Source organism: Bacillus mycoides (genome assembly GCF_000832605.1).
Classification (GTDB): Bacteria; Bacillota; Bacilli; order Bacillales; family Bacillaceae_G; genus Bacillus_A; species Bacillus_A mycoides.
Genome location: NZ_CP009692.1, coordinates 4,555,803 through 4,578,830, shown reverse-complemented (window position 1 = coordinate 4,578,830; position 23,028 = coordinate 4,555,803). Strand labels below are relative to the sequence as shown.

Here is a 23,028-nt window from a genome sequence, read left to right as displayed (position 1 = left end):
AAAACCCCCTTTATTTAGCTGAAAACAATTGACGCGCTTTCTCTTGCGTCTAATAATAGTATGAGCGTTTGGCGAGAAACTATAAGCAGGGAATTTTTAGATTACAATCCAAGAACCTCTTCTAAATATAGAGCGATACCATCTTCTTCATTCGTTAATGTCGTATGATTTGCAAGTGATTTTAATTCAGGAATCGCATTACCCATTGCGATTCCATGACCAGCAAATTCGATCATTTCAAAGTCGTTATCCTCATCACCAAAAGCGATAATTCGCTCTTTAGGAATATTATAATGGCCTGAAATTTTTTGTAATCCGACAGCTTTATTTAATCCGCTTTTTACAATTTCAATAATTGGCCAAGGCGCACCCCATTTTCTATGGTCGATGACTTCAGCATGCATATCTGTTAAATGTTGGCGAATTGCAGCAGAATGCTCGTCATGTGCATCGATTAATAAGCAAGTTGGATGGTCGTTTAAAATATTTAATAAATCTCCTGTGAAAATCTTTGGAGAACCGAATTCAAAAATATGTTTTTTATCTTCATCAATTTCACGGACATACACATCATCGATGACTTCAGCATAGACATTTTTCACGCCGAAATCAAAGCAAGCTCGGACGATTTCTTGCGCTGTTGAAAGTTCAAGAGGAGAGTGATGTGTTCCCCAACTTGAATCAAGAGGATGATGCACGTAAGCTCCATTAAAGTTTACGATTGGTGTGTTAAGGCTAAGTTCTTTATAATAATCGTAACTAGCGCGGAATGGACGCCCTGTTGAAATAACGACAATATGTCCTTGTTCTTTTGCTTTTGCAATTGTGTTTTTCGTTCTTGGAGAAATTATTTTGTTGTCTGTTAATAAAGTTCCGTCTAAGTCTAATGCGATTAAATGTTGTTTGTTCATAATTTCACCTCTTATAATAAATTTTTTGATTCTATCTGTATTTCCGTTTTTAATATGCAGAAATAAGAGGTTAGACTGGGTGAAACTACTGTAGATGAAAGTTTCACTATATATCCATCTTACGTCGCGAAGCGCTGTGGTGTCTACTATTTCTCGTTGGAAATTAGGAAAAGTCAATATCTTTTTAGAAAGTTCAAACAATGTTTCTTTCATTATGTACAATTTGTGAAAAGGGTTACATTGTTTGAATGATGCGACTTATAATGAACATGTAATCTTCTCGTATATGTTTGACTCTCCTTTGAAACTGGCCTAAAGTAGGTTGGTTTCTTTTTTTTCAACAAATATGCCAATAATTCCTGCTTAAGCTTGTGTAATTATATATATGTACATGGGTAAACCGTAGTACTTGTTTCCTAAACATGACAGAAAAGCTTTCTTTTAAAATGGATATACTAACGAGGCAAGACGTCATGGAAGGAGAATGGAAATGGGACAAAATCGCAGGTTTCGTTCAGGGCAAAAGGCGCCAAATGATGGCATTTACGTAGAAATTGGTGAAACGGGAAGTATGGTGAAAAATCCGCAAATGGTACAATTAACTGCCGGTGAAAAGTTTCCAGATAACACGAATCATAACCGTCAGTGGACATATAAAAGAAAACCGTAACAGAAGCCGCAATCGTTATTGCGGCTTTTTTGATTAGGAAAATGAATGTTACTTTTTTCTTTTTCCAATAATAAGTTTGAACTACATAAGCAAAATTATTGTATAAAAAAGTCAGTTGGCGTATAATCAAATCAAAGGTCAAAGAAAGTCAAACATTTGGAGGGCTGTAAAGATGGACTTAAATCAAATGACAACGAAAACACAGGAAGCGATTATGAGTGCTCAATCTTTAGCGGTATCTCATCATCATCAAGAAGTAGATACTGTTCATCTATTGCTTACGTTATTAGAGCAGCAAGACGGATTAACAGTACGTATTTTTCAAAAAATGAATGTCGATATAGAAGCGTTAAAGCAAGGTGTAGAAAGTTTAATTAAGAAAAAGCCTTCTGTAACTGGAAGCGGGGCAGAGGCAGGGAAATTATATGTAACAGGTGCTTTGCAACAACTGCTTGTAAGAGCAGGAAAAGAAGCGGAGAAATTGCGAGATGACTACATTTCAATCGAACATGTATTACTTGCTTTTTCTGAAGAAAAAGGCGATATAAATCAATTATTCGCAAAATTTTATATTACGAAAGATAACTTATTACAGTCTTTAATGACAGTTCGGGGGAATCAAAGAGTGACTAGTCAAAATCCAGAAGCAACTTATGAAGCGTTAGAAAAATATGGCCGTGATTTAGTGGCTGAAGTAAGAGCGGGGAAAATTGATCCTGTAATTGGCAGAGATAGTGAAATTCGCCGCGTGATCCGCATTCTTTCACGCAAAACGAAAAATAACCCCGTTTTAATCGGAGAGCCAGGTGTTGGTAAAACAGCAATCGTTGAAGGGTTAGCGCAGCGTATTGTGAAAAAAGATGTCCCAGAAGGATTAAAAGATAGAACAATTTTCGCTTTAGATATGAGTGCACTTGTGGCCGGAGCAAAATTCCGCGGTGAGTTTGAAGAACGTCTGCAAGCTGTATTAAATGAAATTAAAAAGAGTGAAGGTCGCATTTTATTATTCATTGATGAACTTCATACAATCGTCGGCGCTGGTAAAACAGAAGGAGCGATGGATGCGGGAAATATGTTAAAACCAATGCTAGCGCGTGGTGAACTGCATTGTATCGGGGCAACGACATTAGATGAATACCGTAAATATATTGAGAAAGATCCAGCGTTAGAAAGACGTTTCCAACAAGTGTTAGCAGAAGAGCCAACTGTTGAGGATACAATTTCCATTTTACGTGGTTTAAAAGAGCGTTTTGAAATTTATCACGGTGTAAATATTCATGATCGCGCGATTGTAGCGGCATCTGTTTTATCAGATCGATATATTTCGGATCGTTTCTTGCCCGATAAAGCAATTGATCTTGTTGATGAAGCTTGTGCAACAATTCGAACAGAAATTGATTCTATGCCAACAGAACTAGATGAAGTAACGCGCCGCATTATGCAGCTGGAAATTGAAGAAGCTGCTCTTGGGAAAGAAAAGGACTTAGGTAGTCAAGAGCGCCTAAAAACATTGCAACGTGAATTATCGGATTTAAAAGAAGTTGCAAGTAGTATGAGAGCGAAATGGGAGAAAGAAAAAGAAGACATTCATAAAGTGCGTGACTTACGTGAACATTTAGAGCGCTTGCGCCGTGAGTTAGAAGAAGCAGAAGGAAATTACGATTTAAATAAAGCAGCTGAGCTTCGCCACGGGAAAATTCCAGCTATCGAAAAAGAGTTAAAAGAAGCGGAAGAGATGGGTGCACATAATAAACAAGAGAATCGTTTATTACGCGAGGAAGTAAGTGAAGAAGAAATTGCAGACATTGTTTCAAGGTGGACTGGTATTCCTGTCGCAAAACTCGTTGAAGGTGAACGTGAGAAATTATTACGTCTTGAACAAATTTTATCAGAGCGTGTTATCGGTCAAGAGGAAGCGGTAAGCCTTGTATCAGACGCAGTACTTCGTGCTCGCGCTGGTATTAAAGATCCGAATCGTCCAATTGGTTCATTTATTTTCTTAGGCCCTACAGGTGTTGGTAAAACTGAGCTTGCAAAAACGTTAGCGCAAACATTATTTGACAGTGAAGAGCAAATGATTCGTATCGATATGTCTGAGTATATGGAGAAACACGCGGTGTCACGCTTAATTGGAGCGCCTCCTGGATATGTTGGATATGAAGAAGGTGGTCAATTAACAGAAGCAGTAAGACGTAAACCGTATTCTGTTATTTTGTTAGATGAAATCGAAAAAGCACATCCAGAAGTATTCAACATTTTATTACAAATGTTAGACGATGGCCGCATTACAGATTCACAAGGACGTACAGTAGACTTTAAAAATACGGTTATTATTATGACTTCAAATATTGGATCTGCTCACTTATTAGAAGGGCTAGAAGAAGATGGTTCTATTAAAGAAGAGTCAAGAGAACTTGTAATGGGACAATTAAGAGGACATTTCCGACCAGAATTCTTAAACCGTGTCGATGAAATTATTTTATTCAAACCTCTTACAAGGAATGAAATTAAAGGTATTGTTGATAAGATTGTACAAGAATTACAAGGGCGTTTAGCAGATCGCCACATATCATTAGAATTGACGGAATCTGCAAAAGAATTTGTTGTAGAAGCTGGATTCGATCCGCTGTACGGAGCTCGTCCGTTAAAACGATACGTACAGCGTCAAGTTGAGACGAAATTAGCGAGAGAATTAATTGCAGGAGTGATTACTGACAATAGTCACGTAGTGGTTGATGTAGAAAATAACGAATTAGTCGTGCGCGTGAAGTAAAAAAAGAGTTCGGATAAAATCCGGACTCTTTTTTTAGTGTTGTTCTACTGGCTCGTTTGGAATCGCAGCTGCAATCGCCAATACTAATACCGCAAGAACAACTGAGAAAATAGACGCTTGGTTAAAATCGTATGTACCGCCAGTCATAGAGCCGATTACATAGCTCATCATATGTACAAGTGCGAACGACCAAATTAATGCCCAAATGAAACGCATATTTTACACCTCTATTCGTTCAATCTGTCCTTATTGTAACACAATTGAAAAAAGAATATAGAAAAATATTTGTAGATTTTTCAACGCAAATTTGCATTCTGTTCATACATTATAAAGAGTACTTTTATACGTTTAGAAAATAAGGCGGGGGAAAAATGAGTATTACGGAACGTTTTTTTTACTTAGAAAAAGAACCATGTGTAATTTATTTACCAGAAAAGCCAAATGGATTTTCTGTTATGCTCCTAGGAGATTATAACTATTTTATTGAGAATGGTACAAGTTTATGGACACAGCATGCAGGGAGAGCTTATTTTTTACAGGGCCTTATTGAAAAAGGATATACGGTCTTTTCATCTAACTTATACGGAAGGCATTGGGGAAACGATCGAGCTGTTCGTCTTGCAAAACGTTTGTATGATGTCGTTCTAAGAAAAGAGACGTTGAATGCGAAAATGCACATTATGGCAGATGGTATGGGAGCGCTTGTAGCACTGGAGATGATGAACAAATACCCTGAATGTATACGTTCTGTCGTTATGTTAAATCCGTGTTTAGATTTACCAGAATATGTGGATTTTGAGAAAGAGCATAAGTTTTTTTACAAAAGATTAGTGAAGGAATTAAGTTTGGCGTATGATTCCAAAGAAGAAGAATTAGAATCAAAAATAAATAAGAAATCATTTGCGCTTCTGCCGTCTTGTGTACCTGTTAAAGTTTTTGTCTCAACACAGGAAAAAAGAGGAAGAAAACAATTGTTACGTAAATACGAGAAAATGAGGCAATTCAATCAATGCGATACTTCTGTTTTATTCCATCTGCAAGATGTGAAATATAAAATGGTTAGACAAACGACTGATTTCTTTAAAAAATATGAAGAAGAATTGTGAAGCTCCCATATACATAAATGAGGAGCTATTTGTTTCAAGGGGAAAGGGTTGGTGGTATGAAACGCGTGCTGATTATAGGTGCACTTACGTTTGTAGGTTATCACCTTGTGAATAAAATGATTGCAGAAGAAGTAGAAGTATATGGTCTTGATTTTGATGAATTTGATAGTATGACAAAAATTAATGAAGAGAAATTATTGTTGATTGGGCGGAATGCGTTATTTACGTACTATTCTATAAGGGATGAAGATGGATGGCGATCGGTAGAGGAAGAGAGTTTCGATACAGTTTATTTTTGCTTGTATGAGCCGAATCAGCAAAGTGGATTTCGGAATGAAAGGGTCATATTACAATATTTAAAACGAATCGTAAGGATGTGTGAAAAAAATAAAGTAAAGTTAAATCTAATTTCTTCTATTGAAATAGGAAGCACTGAAGAATCCGAAAACAAACATCTATTTTCGAAAGTGGAAGAAGGGTTGAAAAAAGGCGAATTACAATATAGTGCATATCGAGTTCCTACATTATATGGGCCGTGGCAACCGTCGTTTATGATGTATCATCAGCTTATTTTATCAGAACTTGATGAAAAAGAGTGCCGTTGTATAAATGGAGAAAAAGGAAGTGATTTACTTTACGTTGAAGATGTATGTGAATATTTATGGGAAAATGGAATGAATGTAAAACACCTCGGTATATATAATTTACTTAGTGGAAAAGAAGAGTTATGGGAAAAAGGTATGAGTCTTTTACATGCAGATGATAAAGTAAATAACAAAAATGTGGAAGTAAGGGATGAAGCTGTAGAGGTTATTTCTATTCAAAAAAATACACCAGTAGAATTCGGTTTAAATAAACAATTGGCACATATGAAAAAATATAAAGAGTTATACGAAGGGTAGCATGCATGTTACACTATTGTATGGATAATTGATTGAAAAGCTTTAATGGAGAGGAAGAGATTACATGAACGAAAAAAGTATGCAATTTTTACAAATCGCAATGAAGCATTTACCAGAAGCAAAGGCAATTTTAGATTCTAATGGAATTGCACTTGATATGGAGAAAGCACAGCCGGTGTTAGAGCTATTGATGAAAGTAATGGGCGAAGCATATGAGCTTGGGAAAGCAGATAAAGAATAAAAAAACCCTTCTTTTTTGATGGAAGAGAGGCTCGAACCGTGGATAGAAGCGGTAAGGGCCTTTTTTTATTTCGAGCGAGGTAAGACCAGAGAGATGATGAGGTTAAAGGGAAAGGTTATGAGGAGAAGGTCTTAGTTTTGAAGGGAAAGCAGATAAAGAATAAAACCAAATCCTTCTTTTTTGATGGGAGAGAGGCTCGAGCTGTGGATAGAAGCGGTAAGGGCTTTTTTTGTTGCGAGCGGAGTAAGGTCAAAAGTATTGGGAAGTTTATCTTTTGAAAGGATAGGGATTTTTCTGTTTCTTTTAATGAAAAATAAAGTTAGTAATACGCTGTCTTATTTTTTTAGCTGAAATATATTCTAGACAAAAGTACATTTATGTTTTAAAATTAGTACCAAGTCATAATAATTGATATAAAACGGAGGGCTGCGATGTGAACGTGGGCATTTTAGGGATCGGAAGATATGTGCCAGAAAAAGTAGTCACAAATCACGATTTAGAGAAAATCGTAGATACATCTGATGAATGGATTCGTACGAGAACGGGAATTGCAGAAAGACGCATTGCCGATGATACAATAGATACTTCATATATGGCGGTAGAGGCTTCTAAAAAAGCACTTGAAGATGCCGGGATTAGCGGAGAGGATATCGATCTTATTTTAGTGGCAACAGTAACGCCAGATCGCGCATTCCCAGCAGTAGCTTGTGTAATCCAAGAAGCAATTGGCGCAAAACACGCAGCAGCAATGGATTTAAGTGCAGCATGTGCTGGCTTTATGTACGGAATGATTACAGCGCAGCAATTTATTCAAACGGGAACTTATAAAAATGTATTAGTAGTTGGTAGTGACAAACTATCTAAAATTGTAGACTGGAACGATCGAAATACAGCAGTACTATTTGGGGACGGAGCAGGTGCTATCGTAATGGGAGCTGTTTCGGAAGGAAAAGGTGTACTTTCTTTTGAATTAGGAGCGGACGGAAGTGGCGGTAAGCATCTTTATCAAGACGAGTATGTTATGATGAACGGCAGAGAAGTCTTTAAATTTGCTGTTCGCCAACTTGGTGATTCCTGTCTTCGCGTGTTAGAAAAAGCGGGACTTACGAAAGAGGATGTGGACTTCTTAGTACCACATCAAGCGAATATTCGTATTATGGAATCTGCAAGAGAAAGATTAAATTTACCGAAAGAAAAAATGAGTATGACAATTGAAAAGTTCGGTAATACATCGGCTTCTTCAATTCCAATTGCAATGGTAGAGGAATTGCAAAATGGACGTATTCAAGATGGTGATTTAATTATACTAGTCGGTTTTGGCGGCGGGTTAACATGGGGAGCAGTAGCTCTTCGTTGGGGTAAATAAGGACTGAGAGAAAAAAAGGAGTGTATTTTGTATGGAAAAAAAGAGGGTCGTAATTACAGGGCTAGGAGCTGTTACACCGATCGGAACAGATGTTGAAACAGCTTGGGAAAACATTAAAAACGGTGTATCCGGAATCGGACGACTTACAAGAATAGATTCAGAACAAATTCCTGCAAAAGTAGCAGCAGAAATTAACGACTTTGAAGTCGAAAAATATATAGATAAAAAAGAAGCGCGCCGTATGGACCGCTTTACGCAATATGCAGTAGCAGCAGCGAAAATGGCAGTTGCGGATGCGAAGCTTGAAATTACAGAAGAAAATGCACCACGCATTGGTGTATGGGTTGGTTCTGGTATTGGTGGTATGGAAACATACGAAGAACAATTTAAGATTTTTACTGAAAAAGGTCCGCGCCGCGTGAGCCCATTCTTCGTACCAATGATGATTCCAGATATGGCAGCAGGTCAAGTGTCAATCGCTACAGGAGCGAAAGGAATTAATACTTGCTCTGTAACAGCTTGTGCATCTGGAGCAAACTCAATTGGTGATGCGTTTAAAGTAATCCAGCGCGGTGATGCTGATGCGATGATAACAGGCGGAGCAGAAGCGCCATTAACAAGTATGGCATTCGCTGGGTTTAGCTCAGCGAAAGCATTAACATTCAATGAAGATCCAGCAACGGCTTGCCGCCCATTCGATAAAAATCGTAGCGGTTTCGTAATGGGTGAAGGATCAGGAATTCTTATTCTTGAAGAATTAGAGCACGCATTAGCACGTGGTGCTCACATTTATGCGGAAATTGCTGGTTACGGTGCAACTGGTGATGCGTTCCATATTACAATGCCTGCTCCTGGCGGTGAAGGCGGAGTTCGTGCGATGCGTCAAGCTTTAGCTGATGCAGGTCTAGAGCCAAAAGATATTGATTACATTAATGCACATGGTACAAGTACAGATGCAAATGAAAAGTATGAAACGATGGCAATTAAAGAAACTTTCGGTGAGCATGCATATAAAGTAGCGATTAGCTCAACGAAATCAATGACAGGTCATTTATTAGGAGCAGCTGGTGCTGTTGAAGCGATCTTCTCTATTAAATCAATTACAGACGGAGTAATTCCTCCGACGATTAACTATGAAACACCAGATCCAGAATGTGATTTAGATTACGTACCAAATACAGCGAGGCATCAAGAAGTGCGAGCTGTATTAAGTAATTCATTAGGATTCGGTGGTCATAACGCAGTATTAGTATTTAAAGCATATAAATAATATGTACAATAAGGTGTCTTTTCGTAAAGTATTACGAAAAGACACCTTATTTATTTTTAATCACCTTTACGTTCCTTTCTTTTTTGCATATACATAAGAAAAGGAGGGATGAAGGTTGGGGGTTGTTGAAACGGCAGAATGGTTACATCTGTATTATGGACGTCCAGAGAAGCTTTGTGAGAAATTTACAAAGTATATTCCATTGCCAAAAGAGAGGCTGTATCGCTTTTTAATCTCTAAAGGTATGTATCGCCCAGTAATGCGGGGGGAGCAGGAAATTAAAGAGTTAGAGAAGAAAGAAATTTGGAAAGAACTTAGCATGGAGTATGAAAAATTGAAAGGTTGGCTAAAAGGTCCAGATGTCCCTATCTTTATTTTATTATCAGATTCATACAATCGAACTGTACAAGAGGAATATAACGGGAAGGCTGGCTTATCTATGCGTCACGTTATTTTCTTATTCGTATGTGGACGTAATTCAGTAGAGGAACTAAAAGCTTTATTAACGCATGAATACCATCATATATGTAGGTTACATCAAATTGAGACGAAAGAAACAGAGTATACATTACTTGATACGATGATTATGGAAGGGTTAGCTGAGCAAGCTGTGTATGAAAGGTATACAGAAAAAAGAAGCGCACCGTGGACTACTTACATTTCAAAAGAAGATGCTATTTATTATTGGAGGAATTCAATACAAGAACGAATAGGCGTAAAGAGAGGTACGAGGGAGCACGATGTTTTATTAAATGGACTGCACTCGTATCCGAAAATGCTTGGCTATGCACTTGGATTTCATATTGTGAAAGATTGTGTAGCATTTGAAGGAGAAAATACACTTTCTTTATTATCTATAGATGCGAAAGAAATATTGAATAAAGCAAATACATTTCATGTTTCATGAAAAACAGGGGAGCTATCTCCTGTTTTTTTAATATTATAGAAGAAAAAATAATAATTAGAATATATTTCCTCAAGTGGAATAAAGTTAAGCAAAACTGAACATAATGATTGGTACAAACAGTAGTGAAGTGAGGGGTAGTGAATGTTATATCTACATGATGTATGGGTAAATTGGTTTGAAGGTGAAGAGAATGGGTATAACGTTTGTCATTTTTACGAATGGCGGAAAGATGATACGATTGAGCTATTAGATCAAGTGCCATTATTAAAAGTAGATGCCACATTATATCATTACATCGAGAACGAATTATTAGAGCTTCCGCAAAAATTATTGGAAGACGTATATCATAAGGCTTATATTCGTAAAAATCACGAACGTTTGCAACAAGAATATTGTTTTGTAGTTACAGATGGAAAAGGAATTATTGCGATTGATTCAATCGGCTATAATGTGCCAATTAGAAAAAGTAGGCTTATACCGCGTCAAGAACAGATGGTATATGAGATGGTAGAGAATGTGCAAGCAGAAAAGTATGAGTTCCAAGTGGAAGAGATTGAAAAAGAACATCATATTTTATCACCGTCGCCTTTCATTATGAACGGCCTAACTCGTAAAGAAAGACAGTTAAAACAATTATTATTTATGGCATTAGATCAATTACATACAACGAAAAATCCAGCTGAAATTCGCTATTGGTTCACAGAGTGGGATCCATCAGCGTACGGAATGGTCCAACATATGGAGTTTGAAGATGTTTGGGCTAAACTTTATGATGAAGCGAAAACTGGATGGTCTGAGAAGCACGAGCAATTATGTGAGCGCCTTGTAAAAGGACAGCCGTTTTTTGAAAAGTTATGGGAAATGGAAAATGAGCAGAAGGTAAATTAAAAAAACCGCCAATTGGCGGTTTTTTTAATTTGTTGTAACTTAGCTCCAGCGGCAAGAATGTTCGGTGGCTTCGCGCCTTCCTGCGAGGCAAAACCCGCCTCTACGTCAGGAGCTCCATCCCCCTCACATTCTAAACGAGCCGCTTCCGCTTTTTGTAGTAATCCAGCTCTGGCAGCAAGCTCTTCGTGTCTAAGAACCTTCTGCATAAGAAGACAAAAAGCGTCTTCTATGCGAAAGAACCTTAGCCAGTCAGAGCTGAACGAGCTGCCTCCGCTTTATAAGTTACCTACGTTTTCTACTTAATCCCATTGCGTTTTCTACTTTGCGTAGTTGTTTGAATGCAACGCGGTTTGCTTTTTCTGCACCTTTGTCTAGAATTTCGTCTAGTTCTGGTGAGTTGATTAGTTCGTTATATTTGTCTTGGATTGGACGAATTGCTTCTACGACTACTTGTGCTAGGTCGCCTTTGAAGTCTCCGTATCCTTTTCCTTCGTACATTGCTTCTATTTCTTCAACTGTTTTTCCAGAGAATGAAGAGTAGATTGTTAATAAGTTAGAGATTCCAGGTTTGTTTTCTTTATCAAATTTCACGATACCTTCAGAATCAGTTACAGCACTTTTAATTTTCTTTTCAATTGTTTTTGGTTCATCAAGCATACTGATCATTGCTTTTGGATTCGGATCAGATTTACTCATTTTTTTCGTAGGTTCTGTTAATGACATAACGCGAGCTCCTACTTTTGGAATACGAATTTCAGGAACAGTGAACACTTCACGGAAGCGTTTGTTGAAACGCTCTGCTAGGTCGCGTGTTAATTCCATATGTTGTTTTTGATCATCACCAACAGGTACGATTTCAGTGTTGTAAAGTAAAATATCAGCAGCCATTAATGGTGGATACGTTAGTAATCCAGCTGGAACTGAATCTCTACCAGAAGATTTATCTTTATATTGCGTCATACGCTCTAATTCTCCAACGTAAGCAACTGATTGCATAATCCATCCTAGTTGAGCGTGTGCTGGTACTTCTGATTGTACAAATAAAGTAGCTTTTTCAGGATCGATGCCACATGCTACATAAAGTGCAGCAAGACTGCGAATGTTTTTACGAAGTTGTACGGGATCTTGAGGTACTGTAATCGCATGTTGGTTTACAATACAGAAATAACAGTCGTGTTCATTTTGAAGCTCTGTAAATTGCTTCATAGCTCCTAAATAGTTTCCAAGTGTAATTGTTCCGCTTGGCTGAATACCAGAAAAGATAACTGACATAAGTAATTCCTCCTAAAATTGAATGTGCGATGGGGAAGAGAAGGCATACAAAAAAGCCCATTCATCCCAAATTACATAGGGACGAATGGACCGCGGTACCACCCTAATTATTTCACAGCTGTGAAATCTCTCAAGATCCATAATAACGTCTGGATATAACGCCAAAGCCTACTACTTTCGGTTCGGTTTGGTGCTCAAAAGCCCATTCCATACTGTACAATTACTTGTTCACACCAGCCACAAGCTCTCTGAAATTGCCCCAATATGTACTCTTCTTTATCATCGCATACATATAAATTTATTTATTGTTACCTAAGCTCTTTTAATATGAAAGAACTAAAGTTTTATAACAAAATGTTTTGCTGATTATTATATCATATGGAATAGTGTTTGCAAACTACATCAAAATAGTAAAGCTAATGAGGATCGAGAACAACCCAAGTACGATACCGGTAATACAAATCGGATACGTCCATTTGAATGAATATGTTTTATAAATACGTTCTTTCTTATCGATAGGTTCCTCTGCTTCTTCAATTAAAGAGTCAATTTTTTTATTCGTACCAAATACTCTTTGGAATGCGTAAATTGTTACGTTAAAAAATCCGTTTTGAAATATGAATAAAAAACCACCTATAAGAATAAAAAACAATGCAATATAGAATGAGATGTTGACAAAATTCAACAAAAAATGAGATGAAACGAGGAATGCGCCCACACTAGAAGCGATTATCGCAACCAAAAATAGTATACAAGTATGAAAAAAAACTTTATTCAAAATATTCCCCTCCGTCAAAATATTACTAGAATTATTATACTATAAAAGTTATAATAAGTAATATAAATAATTTTTTGAAAATTATACGCAATTGAGGTTCTAATTTCAAGATGATGGTAGCAATGTTACCGTATCCCTTTACAAAAAATTTAAAATATAAACATTTTATTAAAAATTTTAACAAAAAAACAAAAAACTATATTCACAATCGTCATATTATATGTATAATGAAAATTGTAGAAACTTGGAGATTATTCTTTCAATTCTACTTTTCTACAAGTGAGGGTACAGTAAGTGCAATTAGGGGAGGCAACACAACATGAAGAAAAAGATACCGTTATTACTTGCATCAACTTTAACGGCAAGTATGTTGCTTGGCGCGTGTAGCTACCAGAAAGAGGACGCTAAAGCAAAAGGAAAAGAAAACACTACTAGTAGTAGTAACGGAAAACAGATTCTTAATTTAACAGAGTTATCTGAAATTCCATCAATGGATGCATCGTTAGCATCAGATTCTGCATCTTCAACAGCATTAAATAATACGATGGAAGGTTTATATCGTACTGGCAAAGATCAAAAGAGAATGCCTGGGATTGCTGAAGATGTCCAAAAGCTAGATGATGGGAAGAAATACATATTTAAGTTAAGAAAAGATGCGAAATGGTCGAATGGGGAACCTGTAACAGCGAAAGACTTTGTGTATTCATGGAAAAGAGCAGTAAATCCAGATACAAAAGCGACGTATTCATACATTATGTTCGATATTAAAAATGCAGAAAAAATTCATAAAAAAGAATTACCTGCTGACCAATTAGGTGTAAAGGCGATTGATGATTATACATTAGAAGTGGAATTAGACAATCCCGTTCCTTACTTTATTGATTTAACGGTTTATCCGGTGTTCTACCCACTAAATGAGAACTTTGTGAAATCACAAGGTGATAAATTTGGTTTAGAGGCAAATACAACATTATATAACGGGCCATTCGTTATGAGTGATTGGAAACATGAACAAAGCTTCCAATTTAAGAAGAACCCATCATATTGGGATAACAAGACGGTTAAAATCGAAGAGATAAATTTCAATATTGTGAAAAATACATCGACTGATGTAAATTTATATGAGACAAATTCGATTGATCGTGCGGCTCTAACATCGGAATTTGTTGATAAATTTAGACAAACTCCAGAGTTCCAAACACGAAAAGAAGCTGGAGTTGCCTACTTAAGATTTAATCAAAATAATAAGTATTTGAGTAATAAAAACTTAAGAAAAGCAATTTCAATGTCCTTTGACCGTGATAACATTGCAAAAGTTATTTTAAACAACGGCGCAATCGGTGCTTACGGATTTGTTGGAAAAGATTTCGCTGAAGGTCCGAATAAAAAAGACTTCCGTGCTGAAAATGGAAATCTAGTTGAAACGGATTCAAAAGAAGCGAAAAAACTTTGGGAAACAGCAAAGAAAGAGCTTGGCACTGATAAAATTGAACTAGAATTCTTAAGCTTCGATAATGAAGATGCGAAAAAAATTGGCGAATTCTTAAAAGGTGAGATGGAAAAGAACTTACCTGGTTTAACGATCAAAATTAAACAGCAGCCATTCGCACAAAAAAATAAGTTAGAAGACTCTCAAGAATATGATATGGCGTTTGGTATTTGGGGTCCAGACTTCCCAGATCCAGTCTCATATTTAGATATGTTTGTTACGAATGGTTCACAAAATAAAACAGGATATTCTAATCCGAAATATGATGAGCTAATTCTAAAAGCAAAAACAGATACAAAAGATTTACAAGCTCGCTGGAACAACCTTTTAGAAGTAGAGAAAATATTAATTAAAGAGGATGCAGTTATTACTCCGATCTTCCAAAAAGGTTCAGCATATGTGGTAAAAGGTGCCGTAAAAGATATTATCCCAATTAACTATGGTGGTAGATTAACTTACAAATGGGCATCTGTTGAACAAAAATAATCTTTTTTCCATCGTTTACAAGGGTATATGCCTATGATGGGCATATGCTCTTATTTTAAAAAATAAAAGTAAGAATATTTTAAACTATCTTATTGCTTTTGAGAAAAACGGGGAGGTGCTTGACTATGGGACGTTATGTATTAAAACGTTTCGTGTACATGGCTTTGACATTATTTTTAATTACTACACTGACTTTCTTTTTGATGAAATTACTACCGGGTTCTCCGCTTAAAAACCAGGAGAAGCTATCACCGGCACAAAAAGAAATCATTCTTGAAAAATATGGATTAAATGATCCAGTACCAGTTCAATATGCACGTTACTTAGGTAACTTAGCAAAAGGTGATTTAGGGGTATCATTCCAATATGATAACCGCCCAGTAACAGATATGATTGTGGATCGTATTGGACCATCAGCACAACTTGGTTTACAAGCGATTATATTAGGAACATTTATCGGTTTAATTTTAGGAATCGTTGCGGCGCTTCGTAACAATACGTGGGTCGATTATGGGGCGACAATTATTTCCGTACTCGGGATGTCGGTACCCTCATTCGTATTCGCCGCATTACTACAATATTTCGTAGGGGTAAAACTTGGTTGGTTCCCAGTAGCATTCTGGAAAGGACCGGAGTTTACAGTAATGCCTACAATTGCCTTATCGATGGCAGTTATCGCAACAATCGCACGTTTCGCTCGTGCAGAGTTAATTGAGGTTATGCAAGCAGACTACATTTTAACAGCGAAAGCGAAAGGAATTAGCCAAGGCGTTATCATTATCAAGCACGCACTGCGTAACGCATTAATTCCAGTTGTAACAATTTTAGGACCAATGGTTGCAGGATTAATTACAGGGACACTAGTTATTGAGCAAATTTACGCTGTACCTGGACTTGGGGAACAATTCGTTAAATCGATTACAGTGAATGACTATACAGTTATTATGGGAACTACAATTTTCTATAGTGCGATCTTCATCTTAGTTATTTTCATTGTCGATATTTTATACGGAATTATTGATCCTCGTATTCGTTTAGCGGGAGGGAAAAAATGATGAAAGATGTACAAAAATTATCTCCAGATTTATTTCAACCAGCCAATCAGAGTAATGTTGATAATGAAGTCATTGCCCGTCCAAGCTTAACGTTTTGGCAAGATGTAAGAAGACGTTTGTTCCAACATAAAGGTGCAATGTTTGGTTTCGTATTATTAATGCTTATTGTACTACTAGCAATTTTAGGACCGATGGTAAGTAAGCATTCTTATAAAGAGCAGGATTTAGGTCGTGCGAAAATGCCACCGAAAATTCCAGTGATTGAAAATGTTCATTGGCTACCATTTGACGGTACAGATCAATATGGTGTTGACCAATATGAAAAACGTGATATTAAAGAGTACTTCTGGTTTGGTACAGATGATCTTGGCCGTGATTTATGGACAAGAACATGGGAAGGTACACGAGTATCATTATATATCGCTCTTTTAGCAGCAGCGATTGACTTAGTAATTGGGGTTGCATATGGAGGTATTTCAGCCTTCTATGGCGGCAGAGTAGATAATATTATGCAACGTATTATGGAGATCATTAACGGTATTCCATACTTAATCATCGTTATTTTAATGGTAATCATTATGGGATCAGGTATTTGGTCAATTACACTTGCGATGGCAATTACAGGTTGGATAGGGATGTCGCGTATCGTTCGTGGACAGATCCTAAAATTAAAAAACCAAGAATATGTATTAGCATCTCGTACATTAGGGGCAACGAATACACAGTTAATTGTGAAGCACTTAATTCCGAACGTAATGGGACCAATTATCGTAATGACAATGTTTACAATTCCAACAGCGGTATTTGGTGAAGCATTCTTAAGCTTCATCGGACTAGGTATTCAGCCACCATTCGCATCACTTGGTTCTCTTGTAAATGATGGTTATAAATCAATTCAAACGTATCCACATATGATGTTCATCCCAGCGGTTGTCATCAGTATGTTAATCTTAGCATTCAACTTAATTGCAGACGGATTACGCGACGCGTTAGATCCAAAAATGCGTAAGTAAAAGAGGGGAGAAGTAAAAATGAAAACATTGCTAGAGGTAAAAGATTTGCAAGTCTCCTTTGATACACATGCAGGTGAAGTACAAGCTGTACGCGGTGTTACTTTTGATTTGAAAAAAGGAGAAACATTAGCGATTGTAGGAGAATCTGGTTCTGGTAAATCAGTTACTTCTAAAGCGTTAATGGGATTAATTCCGAATCCTCCAGGGCGTATTAAAAACGGTGAAATCGTATTTGAAGGTCGTGACTTAACGAAACTAACAGAAAAAGAAATGCAACAAGTACGCGGTAAAGATATTGCGATGATTTTCCAAGATCCAATGACATCATTAAACCCAACGATGACAATTGGAAATCAAATTATGGAAGGCCTTATTAAACACCAAGGGATGAGTAAAGCAGATGCACGTAAAGTTGCGTTAGAATTAATCGACCTTGTAGGTATTCCGAATCCAGAAGCGCGCTTAAAACAATATCCTCACCAATTCTCAGGTGGTATGAGACAGCGTGTAGTTATTGCGATGGCGTTAGCTTGTAACCCGAAATTATTAATTGCCGATGAGCCGACAACAGCGCTAGACGTTACAATTCAGGCGCAAATTTTAGAACTTATGAAGGACATTCAGCAAAAAACAGAAGCAGCAATCATTTTCATTACGCATGACTTAGGTGTAGTGGCAAACGTTGCAGACCGAGTTGCGGTTATGTACGCTGGTAAAGTTGTTGAAATTGGAACTGTTGATGAAATTTTCTACAATCCAAAACATCCATACACATGGGGCTTAATCGCATCTATGCCAAGCTTAGATGGTGCAGAGGACGAGCTATATGCGATTCCAGGAACGCCTCCAGACTTATTAAAACCGCCAAAGGGTGATGCTTTTGCACCACGTAACCCGCAGGCATTGAAAATTGATTTTGAAATGGACCCACCTTTATTTAAAGTAAGTGATACACACTATGCGGCAACTTGGTTACTTCACGAGCAAGCTCCAGAAGTAAAACCACCGGCAGTCGTTGAAAAACGCATTCTTCAAATGAAAGCAGGTGAACAACATGACTAAACAACGTGAGAAATTAATTGAAGTAAAAAATGTAAAGCAGCACTTCGACGTGAGTGGTGGTGTTGTCAAAGCGGTTAATGATATTTCATTTGATATTTACCGCGGAGAAACATTTGGTCTTGTAGGAGAATCAGGTTGTGGTAAATCGACAACTGGAAGAACGATTATTCGTTTATATGATGCAACTGCTGGTGAAGTGTTGTTCGATGGTGAAAATGTACATGGTAAAAAATCACGTGCCGAGCTGAAGAAGTTCAACCGTAAAATGCAAATGATTTTCCAAGATCCATATGCATCATTAAATCCTCGTATGACAGTAGGGGATATTATTGCAGAAGGTATTGATATTCACGGACTAGCAAAAGGCAAAAAAGAGCGTATGGACCGTGTTCATGAATTATTAAATACAGTTGGTTTAAATAAAGAGCACGCAAACCGTTTCCCGCATGAATTCTCAGGCGGACAACGTCAACGTATCGGTATCGCTCGTGCGCTAGCTGTAGAACCTGAATTTATCATTGCTGATGAACCAATCTCAGCACTTGACGTATCGATTCAGGCGCAAGTTGTAAACTTACTGAAACAGTTACAAAGAGAAAAAGGTTTAACATACTTATTCATCGCCCATGATTTATCAATGGTAAAATACATTAGTGATCGCATTGGTGTAATGTACCGTGGTCAAATCGTTGAGTTGACAACAAGTGAAGAGTTATATGCGAATCCAATGCATCCATATACAAAATCACTACTATCTGCAATTCCGCTTCCAGATCCAGATTATGAGCGCAATCGTAAACGTATCGTATACGATCCATCTCAACATCAATATGGTGAGGAAGCACCAACAATGCGTGAAATTCGCCCAGGACATTTTGTATTATGTTCTGAAGCAGAGTATAAGAAATATAAAGAAATCTATCAATAATAAAGTAGAGCCATTCTTCTATTAAAGAAGGATGGCTCTATTTTTTTATACTAATTAAACTTAATTTAGTATAAAGAGATTTTATCCAAGTTCTTTTTCGGTTTAAAGACAGCAAATTAAGAGTTTCCAAGAATGAAGAAAAAGGCGACTGAAATCAGCCGCCTTTTCTTCATTTAGAAACACTTTTATTTTATTGCGCTTGAACAGAAACGCTCTTATCTTGCTCATCAGGTTTAACAAGTGCATAACTTTCCCACGATCTACTTCTCCATCGGAAGAACATAATAATCGCCCGCGTCCATTCATCGATAGCGATCGCTAGCCAAATACCAACGAGCCCCATGTCTAAATGGAAGGCGAAAAAGTAACCGAGTGGTAAGCTCATTAACACCATGGAGAATGCGCCGATTAAAACAGGGTATTTTGCATCGCCAGCTGCACGAAGTGAATTAATGATGACGATGTTCATCGTCCGTCCTGTTTCAAGTAGTACACTTAGTAAAAGAACGCTTGCCCCTAGAGCGATAATATGAGGATTATCCGTAAATAGTCCCATTAATTGTGTGCGGAATGTAACAACGAGCATGACCATAAATAAAGTTACACCAATCGCCCATTGTACACTTTTCCATACGCGTGTGTAAGCTTCATCCTTTTCATTTCCGCCAACTAGGCGTCCAACGATAATAGCTGTTCCCATACCGATAGCAATGGCGAATAAATAAGTGAACATGGAAATGTTAGTAGCGTATTGTCTTGCAGCTAACGATTCCGTACCTAAGTATGTTGCGTAATATAAGAAGACAATTTGACAAGCTTGATACATGACTTGTTCGAATGCAGATGGAATGCCGATCTTTAAAATTTTGCCAACGTATTCTTTTGATAAAGTGAAGTAATATTGTAATTTCACACGGTATTCCATAACGCGGTACAGTAACCAGAAGAAAACGATAAGTGCGATTAACCGGCTGACAGCGGAAGAAATCGCGGCTCCTTGCACACCAAGTTCAGGGAAACCGAATTTCCCGAAAATAAGTACGTAGTTTCCGGCGATATGAATAATATTCATTCCAAGCGAAACAAACATCGCTTGCTTTGTAAAGCCGTGAACGCGGATAATTGCGGCTAATGAGTTAATAATAGCTTGAAGGAAAATAGCTCCTCCGACGATGGATAGATAGCTTTGTGCATACGTTAGTACATCGCCTTGTAAATTCATTGCCATCATCATATGTTTTGAAAATAAAAGAAAACCAGCGCTTATAATGAGTCCGACCACTAAATTTAATGTGACGGCTAATGCTGATATTTTTGATGCTTCCATAAAGCGTTTAGAACCGAGGTATTGGGATACAACGATAGCTGCACCATTTCCTATGACTTCTAGTACTAAAATCGCGATATGAAGGTATTGATTCGCTGCACCAACCCCAGATACAGCATCGTCTGATAATGCACTTAACATGAAAGTATCAGCGATCCCCATCAGCATAAAAAGAAAAACTTCTAGAAAAATAGGCCATGTTAATAAGAATAAACTTAATTTCTCTGTTGGCCCGTTTTTTGAGCGAATTGCTGTCATGTCCGTCCCCTCTTTACCGATATCTATTTTTAGCAAAGTGTATCGTAACACACTTTCATATCCTTTGCACTTATTTTAGCCTACATATTTTCAATATGAATAAACCTTCATTTTATGACAAAAAAGGAGGAATAATTATGCACAAGATATTATAGAATATAAAATTTATTTTTCTCTGATAATTTAGAAAAGTATAAAAATGGTCATTTTTAACACTTTAGTTCAATAAAAACGCAGTGTGAAACGTTTACAAATGCACGTGGTGTTAACAGAAAATTTTAATAAAATAGAAATATAAATATACAAAGAATATATTTGTGTGTATAATACGAATTATTAGAACATATATATATTTCTTTCTGTTTGAAAATGAAAGGGCTAACATTTTTTTTGGAGGGTGGAAGTATGAAAAAAAAGATACCAGTTTTTGTAGCATCAACAGTAGCAATGAGCATGATTTTAGGGGCATGTGGCTACCAAAAAGATGAACCGCAAGCGAACGCAAAAGGGGATAGCGGGAAAAGCGGTGCGAAGCAAGTTATTAACTTAATTGAAACACAAGAAATTCCAACGATGGACCCAGCGTTATCAGCTGATGCAGTTTCTTCAAAAGTAATGAACAATACGATGGAAGGCCTATACCGCCTTGGGAAAGACGATAAATTAGTTCCAGGTGTAGCGAAGGAATTCCAAAAGTCAGAAGACGGTAAAAAGTATACATTTAAATTACGTGAAGATGCAAAATGGTCAAATGGTGAACCTGTAACGGCGAAAGATTTCGTGTATGCATGGCAAAGAGCAATTAATCCAGATACAGCTGCGAAATCGGCGTACATTATGTACGATATAAAAAATGCTGAGAAAATTAATAAAAAAGAGATGAGTCCAGACCAATTAGGTGTAAAAGCGATTGATGATCATACACTAGAAGTAGAATTAGATAATTCTATTCCATATCTTGTTGATTTAATGGTCTATCCGATCTTCTATCCTGTTAATGAAAAGTATGTGAAAGAGCAAGGGGCGAAGTTTGGTTTAGAAGCAAATACAACACTTTATAACGGACCATTTACATTAAGTGATTGGCAACATGAACGTAGCTTCAAAATGACAAAGAGCTCATCATATTGGGACAATAAAGAAGTGAAGCTTGAGGAAGTAAACTTTAATATTGTAAAAGATACGTCTACGCCAATTAATTTATATGAAACAAACGCAGTCGATCGAGCGACGTTATTAGCAGAGTTCATCGATAAATATAAAGGAAAACCAGATTTCAAAACGGTAGAAGATACATCTGTATTCTTCCTTCGCTTAAATCAAAAAGACCCAGCTTTAGCAAATAAAAATATTCGTAAAGCAATTTCTCTTGGTTTTGACCGTAAACCATTCGTTGATACATTATTAAATAACGGTTCTAAGCCAGCGACGGGATTAATTCCTGACAATTTCATTAAAGGACCGGATAAAAAAGATTTCCGTGTTGAAAATGGAGATATTGTAAAACCAAATGTAAAAGAAGCGAAAAAGTATTGGGAAGCTGGTAAAAAAGAGCTTGGTAAAAACGAAATTGAATTAGAGCTATTAAATGAAGACGTTGAATTATCGAAGAAAACTGGTGAATATTTAAAAGGTGAGTTAGAAAAGAATTTACCAGGTTTAACAGTGAAAATTAAACAACAACCATTCGCGCAAAAACTAAAATTAGAAGATGCGGGCGACTTTGTAATGTCATTCTCTGGATGGAGTGCAGACTTCCCAGATCCAGTTACATATCTTGATATGTTCGTAACTGATGGGGCACAAAATAAAATGAAGTATTCTAATCCGAAGTACGATGAGATTATTATGAAAGCGAAGAAAGATGGAAGCGACGTAAATGCTCGTTGGAAAAACTTACTTGAAGCAGAAAAAATGTTACTTGATGACGCTGCGATTGTTCCAGTATATCAACGTGGTAGAGCATATTTACAAAGAGAAACAATTAAAGATATGTACAACCATAAGTATGGTGGCGAAGTAAGCTTCAAATGGGCATCAGTAGGAAAATAACAAAAAAAAGCAGGTAATTACCTGCTTTTTTTAGTACGTACGTTTTTTATAAATGCCTTTTCCGCCAACTTGGTTCCAGCCAGATTGTACATCTAAACTTTTGTTAACAAACTTCATTTTTTCTTTCCCACCAAAGAGTTTTTCACCGATGCTATTTGTAATGACACCAATCAATGCTGTTATTCCGATGATGAGGGTAGCAACAATGATAAAATCAGTAAAAAAAGCGATCATATGCAAATTCCCCCTTTGTCTGTCTGTATTTTTATTGTAT

22 protein-coding genes and 1 other annotated feature are annotated in these 23,028 nt (G+C 37.0%); of the genes, 15 read left to right on the top strand and 7 right to left on the bottom strand.

Annotation, left to right across the window (positions count from 1 at the left end; all coding sequences use genetic code 11):
- Positions 1 to 101: 101 nt before the first annotated feature.
- On the bottom strand, positions 102 to 911 hold the full coding sequence (locus tag BG05_RS25280; protein ID WP_002030271.1) for a Cof-type HAD-IIB family hydrolase: 810 nt from the start codon (positions 909 to 911) through the stop codon (positions 102 to 104).
- A 490-nt stretch (positions 912 to 1,401) separates the two neighbouring features.
- Here BG05_RS25280 and BG05_RS25275 point away from each other — a divergent pair, with 490 nt between their 5' ends.
- Entirely contained in the window at positions 1,402 to 1,581 is a 180-nt protein-coding gene (locus BG05_RS25275; protein WP_000531422.1) for a YjzC family protein, read from the top strand.
- Positions 1,582 to 1,753: 172 nt separating this feature from the next.
- Positions 1,754 to 4,354 (top strand): ATP-dependent chaperone ClpB, encoded by a 2,601-nt coding sequence (gene clpB, locus BG05_RS25270; RefSeq protein ID WP_003187936.1) that lies wholly within the window; start codon positions 1,754 to 1,756, stop codon positions 4,352 to 4,354.
- 33 nt (positions 4,355 to 4,387) lie between these two features.
- On the opposite strand, the gene BG05_RS25265 is transcribed toward clpB, so the two are convergent.
- On the bottom strand, positions 4,388 to 4,570 hold the full coding sequence (locus BG05_RS25265; protein ID WP_001211111.1) for a YjzD family protein: 183 nt from the start codon (positions 4,568 to 4,570) through the stop codon (positions 4,388 to 4,390).
- Between the two features lie 155 nt (positions 4,571 to 4,725).
- Between BG05_RS25265 and BG05_RS25260 the strand changes: the two genes are divergently transcribed.
- The 7 genes from BG05_RS25260 (at position 4,726) to BG05_RS25230 (ending at position 11,034) form a co-directional block, all read left to right on the top strand.
- The gene (locus tag BG05_RS25260) at positions 4,726 to 5,460 is read left to right on the top strand and encodes a lipase family protein (RefSeq protein ID WP_002030268.1); all 735 of its coding nucleotides are present in this window, start codon (positions 4,726 to 4,728) and stop codon (positions 5,458 to 5,460) included.
- Between the two features lie 29 nt (positions 5,461 to 5,489).
- Positions 5,490 to 6,362 carry an NAD-dependent epimerase/dehydratase family protein gene (locus tag BG05_RS25255; RefSeq protein WP_002086991.1) on the top strand — a complete coding sequence of 291 codons (873 nt, stop codon included), beginning with the start codon at positions 5,490 to 5,492 and terminating at the stop codon, positions 6,360 to 6,362.
- Positions 6,363 to 6,426: 64 nt separating this feature from the next.
- Positions 6,427 to 6,603, top strand: a complete 177-nt coding sequence (locus BG05_RS25250; RefSeq protein ID WP_002011319.1) for a ComZ family protein — start codon at positions 6,427 to 6,429, stop codon at positions 6,601 to 6,603.
- 433 nt (positions 6,604 to 7,036) lie between these two features.
- Positions 7,037 to 7,969: a beta-ketoacyl-ACP synthase III gene (gene fabH / locus BG05_RS25245; RefSeq protein WP_001100550.1), complete on the top strand. Its 933-nt coding sequence runs from the start codon at positions 7,037 to 7,039 to the stop codon at positions 7,967 to 7,969.
- A 31-nt stretch (positions 7,970 to 8,000) separates the two neighbouring features.
- The gene (fabF, locus tag BG05_RS25240; RefSeq protein WP_002030364.1) at positions 8,001 to 9,239 is read left to right on the top strand and encodes a beta-ketoacyl-ACP synthase II; all 1,239 of its coding nucleotides are present in this window, start codon (positions 8,001 to 8,003) and stop codon (positions 9,237 to 9,239) included.
- A gap of 115 nt (positions 9,240 to 9,354) precedes the next feature.
- A complete protein-coding gene (locus BG05_RS25235; protein ID WP_003187941.1) occupies positions 9,355 to 10,146 on the top strand; it encodes a DUF2268 domain-containing putative Zn-dependent protease in 792 nt (263 codons plus the stop codon).
- Between the two features lie 141 nt (positions 10,147 to 10,287).
- Positions 10,288 to 11,034 (top strand): YjbA family protein, encoded by a 747-nt coding sequence (locus BG05_RS25230; protein WP_002030367.1) that lies wholly within the window; start codon positions 10,288 to 10,290, stop codon positions 11,032 to 11,034.
- Here the strand turns inward: BG05_RS25230 and BG05_RS25225 are convergent.
- From BG05_RS25225 to BG05_RS25215, 3 genes are all read right to left on the bottom strand, one after another.
- A complete protein-coding gene (locus BG05_RS25225; RefSeq protein WP_003187948.1) occupies positions 11,031 to 11,240 on the bottom strand; it encodes a hypothetical protein in 210 nt (69 codons plus the stop codon). The genes BG05_RS25230 and BG05_RS25225 overlap by 4 nt on opposite strands.
- A 76-nt stretch (positions 11,241 to 11,316) precedes the next feature.
- Positions 11,317 to 12,306, bottom strand: coding sequence for a tryptophan--tRNA ligase (trpS, locus tag BG05_RS25220; RefSeq protein WP_000110999.1), 990 nt, complete (start codon positions 12,304 to 12,306; stop codon positions 11,317 to 11,319).
- A gap of 74 nt (positions 12,307 to 12,380) precedes the next feature.
- Positions 12,381 to 12,598, bottom strand: a binding site (T-box leader).
- A gap of 105 nt (positions 12,599 to 12,703) precedes the next feature.
- Positions 12,704 to 13,084, bottom strand: coding sequence for a DUF3899 domain-containing protein (locus tag BG05_RS25215; protein ID WP_002125921.1), 381 nt, complete (start codon positions 13,082 to 13,084; stop codon positions 12,704 to 12,706).
- A gap of 319 nt (positions 13,085 to 13,403) precedes the next feature.
- Here BG05_RS25215 and BG05_RS25205 point away from each other — a divergent pair, with 319 nt between their 5' ends.
- From BG05_RS25205 to BG05_RS25185, 5 genes are all read left to right on the top strand, one after another.
- On the top strand, positions 13,404 to 15,059 hold the full coding sequence (locus BG05_RS25205; protein WP_002125925.1) for a peptide ABC transporter substrate-binding protein: 1,656 nt from the start codon (positions 13,404 to 13,406) through the stop codon (positions 15,057 to 15,059).
- Between the two features lie 125 nt (positions 15,060 to 15,184).
- Entirely contained in the window at positions 15,185 to 16,114 is a 930-nt protein-coding gene (gene opp3b, locus BG05_RS25200; RefSeq protein ID WP_000534165.1) for an oligopeptide ABC transporter permease, read from the top strand.
- Positions 16,111 to 17,127, top strand: a complete 1,017-nt coding sequence (gene opp3C / locus BG05_RS25195) for an oligopeptide ABC transporter permease (RefSeq protein WP_002086981.1) — start codon at positions 16,111 to 16,113, stop codon at positions 17,125 to 17,127. Before opp3b ends, opp3C begins: the two co-directional genes overlap by 4 nt.
- Before the next feature lie 18 nt (positions 17,128 to 17,145).
- Positions 17,146 to 18,189, top strand: a complete 1,044-nt coding sequence (locus BG05_RS25190) for an ABC transporter ATP-binding protein (protein ID WP_002011337.1) — start codon at positions 17,146 to 17,148, stop codon at positions 18,187 to 18,189.
- Positions 18,182 to 19,117: an ABC transporter ATP-binding protein gene (locus BG05_RS25185; protein ID WP_002086978.1), complete on the top strand. Its 936-nt coding sequence runs from the start codon at positions 18,182 to 18,184 to the stop codon at positions 19,115 to 19,117. The genes BG05_RS25190 and BG05_RS25185 overlap by 8 nt, the downstream gene beginning before the upstream one ends.
- A gap of 190 nt (positions 19,118 to 19,307) precedes the next feature.
- Here BG05_RS25185 and BG05_RS25180 read toward each other — a convergent pair whose 3' ends face one another.
- Positions 19,308 to 20,753 (bottom strand): MATE family efflux transporter, encoded by a 1,446-nt coding sequence (locus BG05_RS25180; protein WP_002125933.1) that lies wholly within the window; start codon positions 20,751 to 20,753, stop codon positions 19,308 to 19,310.
- A gap of 354 nt (positions 20,754 to 21,107) precedes the next feature.
- Here BG05_RS25180 and BG05_RS25175 point away from each other — a divergent pair, with 354 nt between their 5' ends.
- Positions 21,108 to 22,754, top strand: a complete 1,647-nt coding sequence (locus BG05_RS25175; protein WP_002125935.1) for a peptide ABC transporter substrate-binding protein — start codon at positions 21,108 to 21,110, stop codon at positions 22,752 to 22,754.
- Between the two features lie 30 nt (positions 22,755 to 22,784).
- Here BG05_RS25175 and BG05_RS25170 read toward each other — a convergent pair whose 3' ends face one another.
- Positions 22,785 to 22,988, bottom strand: a complete 204-nt coding sequence (locus tag BG05_RS25170; protein ID WP_000559981.1) for a hypothetical protein — start codon at positions 22,986 to 22,988, stop codon at positions 22,785 to 22,787.
- Positions 22,989 to 23,028 lie beyond the last annotated feature (40 nt).

Coding starts and splice junctions, on each gene's coding strand:
- BG05_RS25205 (WP_002125925.1), top strand. CDS start 13,404: ATGAAGAAAAAGATACCGTTATTACTTGCATCAACTTTAACGGCAAGT.
- clpB (WP_003187936.1), top strand. CDS start 1,754: ATGGACTTAAATCAAATGACAACGAAAACACAGGAAGCGATTATGAGT.
- opp3b (WP_000534165.1), top strand. CDS start 15,185: ATGGGACGTTATGTATTAAAACGTTTCGTGTACATGGCTTTGACATTA.
- BG05_RS25230 (WP_002030367.1), top strand. CDS start 10,288: ATGTTATATCTACATGATGTATGGGTAAATTGGTTTGAAGGTGAAGAG.
- BG05_RS25260 (WP_002030268.1), top strand. CDS start 4,726: ATGAGTATTACGGAACGTTTTTTTTACTTAGAAAAAGAACCATGTGTA.
- BG05_RS25225 (WP_003187948.1), bottom strand. CDS start 11,240: ATGCAGAAGGTTCTTAGACACGAAGAGCTTGCTGCCAGAGCTGGATTA.
- BG05_RS25250 (WP_002011319.1), top strand. CDS start 6,427: ATGAACGAAAAAAGTATGCAATTTTTACAAATCGCAATGAAGCATTTA.
- fabF (WP_002030364.1), top strand. CDS start 8,001: ATGGAAAAAAAGAGGGTCGTAATTACAGGGCTAGGAGCTGTTACACCG.
- opp3C (WP_002086981.1), top strand. CDS start 16,111: ATGATGAAAGATGTACAAAAATTATCTCCAGATTTATTTCAACCAGCC.
- BG05_RS25175 (WP_002125935.1), top strand. CDS start 21,108: ATGAAAAAAAAGATACCAGTTTTTGTAGCATCAACAGTAGCAATGAGC.
- BG05_RS25275 (WP_000531422.1), top strand. CDS start 1,402: ATGGGACAAAATCGCAGGTTTCGTTCAGGGCAAAAGGCGCCAAATGAT.
- BG05_RS25190 (WP_002011337.1), top strand. CDS start 17,146: ATGAAAACATTGCTAGAGGTAAAAGATTTGCAAGTCTCCTTTGATACA.
- BG05_RS25265 (WP_001211111.1), bottom strand. CDS start 4,570: ATGCGTTTCATTTGGGCATTAATTTGGTCGTTCGCACTTGTACATATG.
- BG05_RS25280 (WP_002030271.1), bottom strand. CDS start 911: ATGAACAAACAACATTTAATCGCATTAGACTTAGACGGAACTTTATTA.
- BG05_RS25170 (WP_000559981.1), bottom strand. CDS start 22,988: ATGATCGCTTTTTTTACTGATTTTATCATTGTTGCTACCCTCATCATC.
- trpS (WP_000110999.1), bottom strand. CDS start 12,306: ATGTCAGTTATCTTTTCTGGTATTCAGCCAAGCGGAACAATTACACTT.
- BG05_RS25185 (WP_002086978.1), top strand. CDS start 18,182: ATGACTAAACAACGTGAGAAATTAATTGAAGTAAAAAATGTAAAGCAG.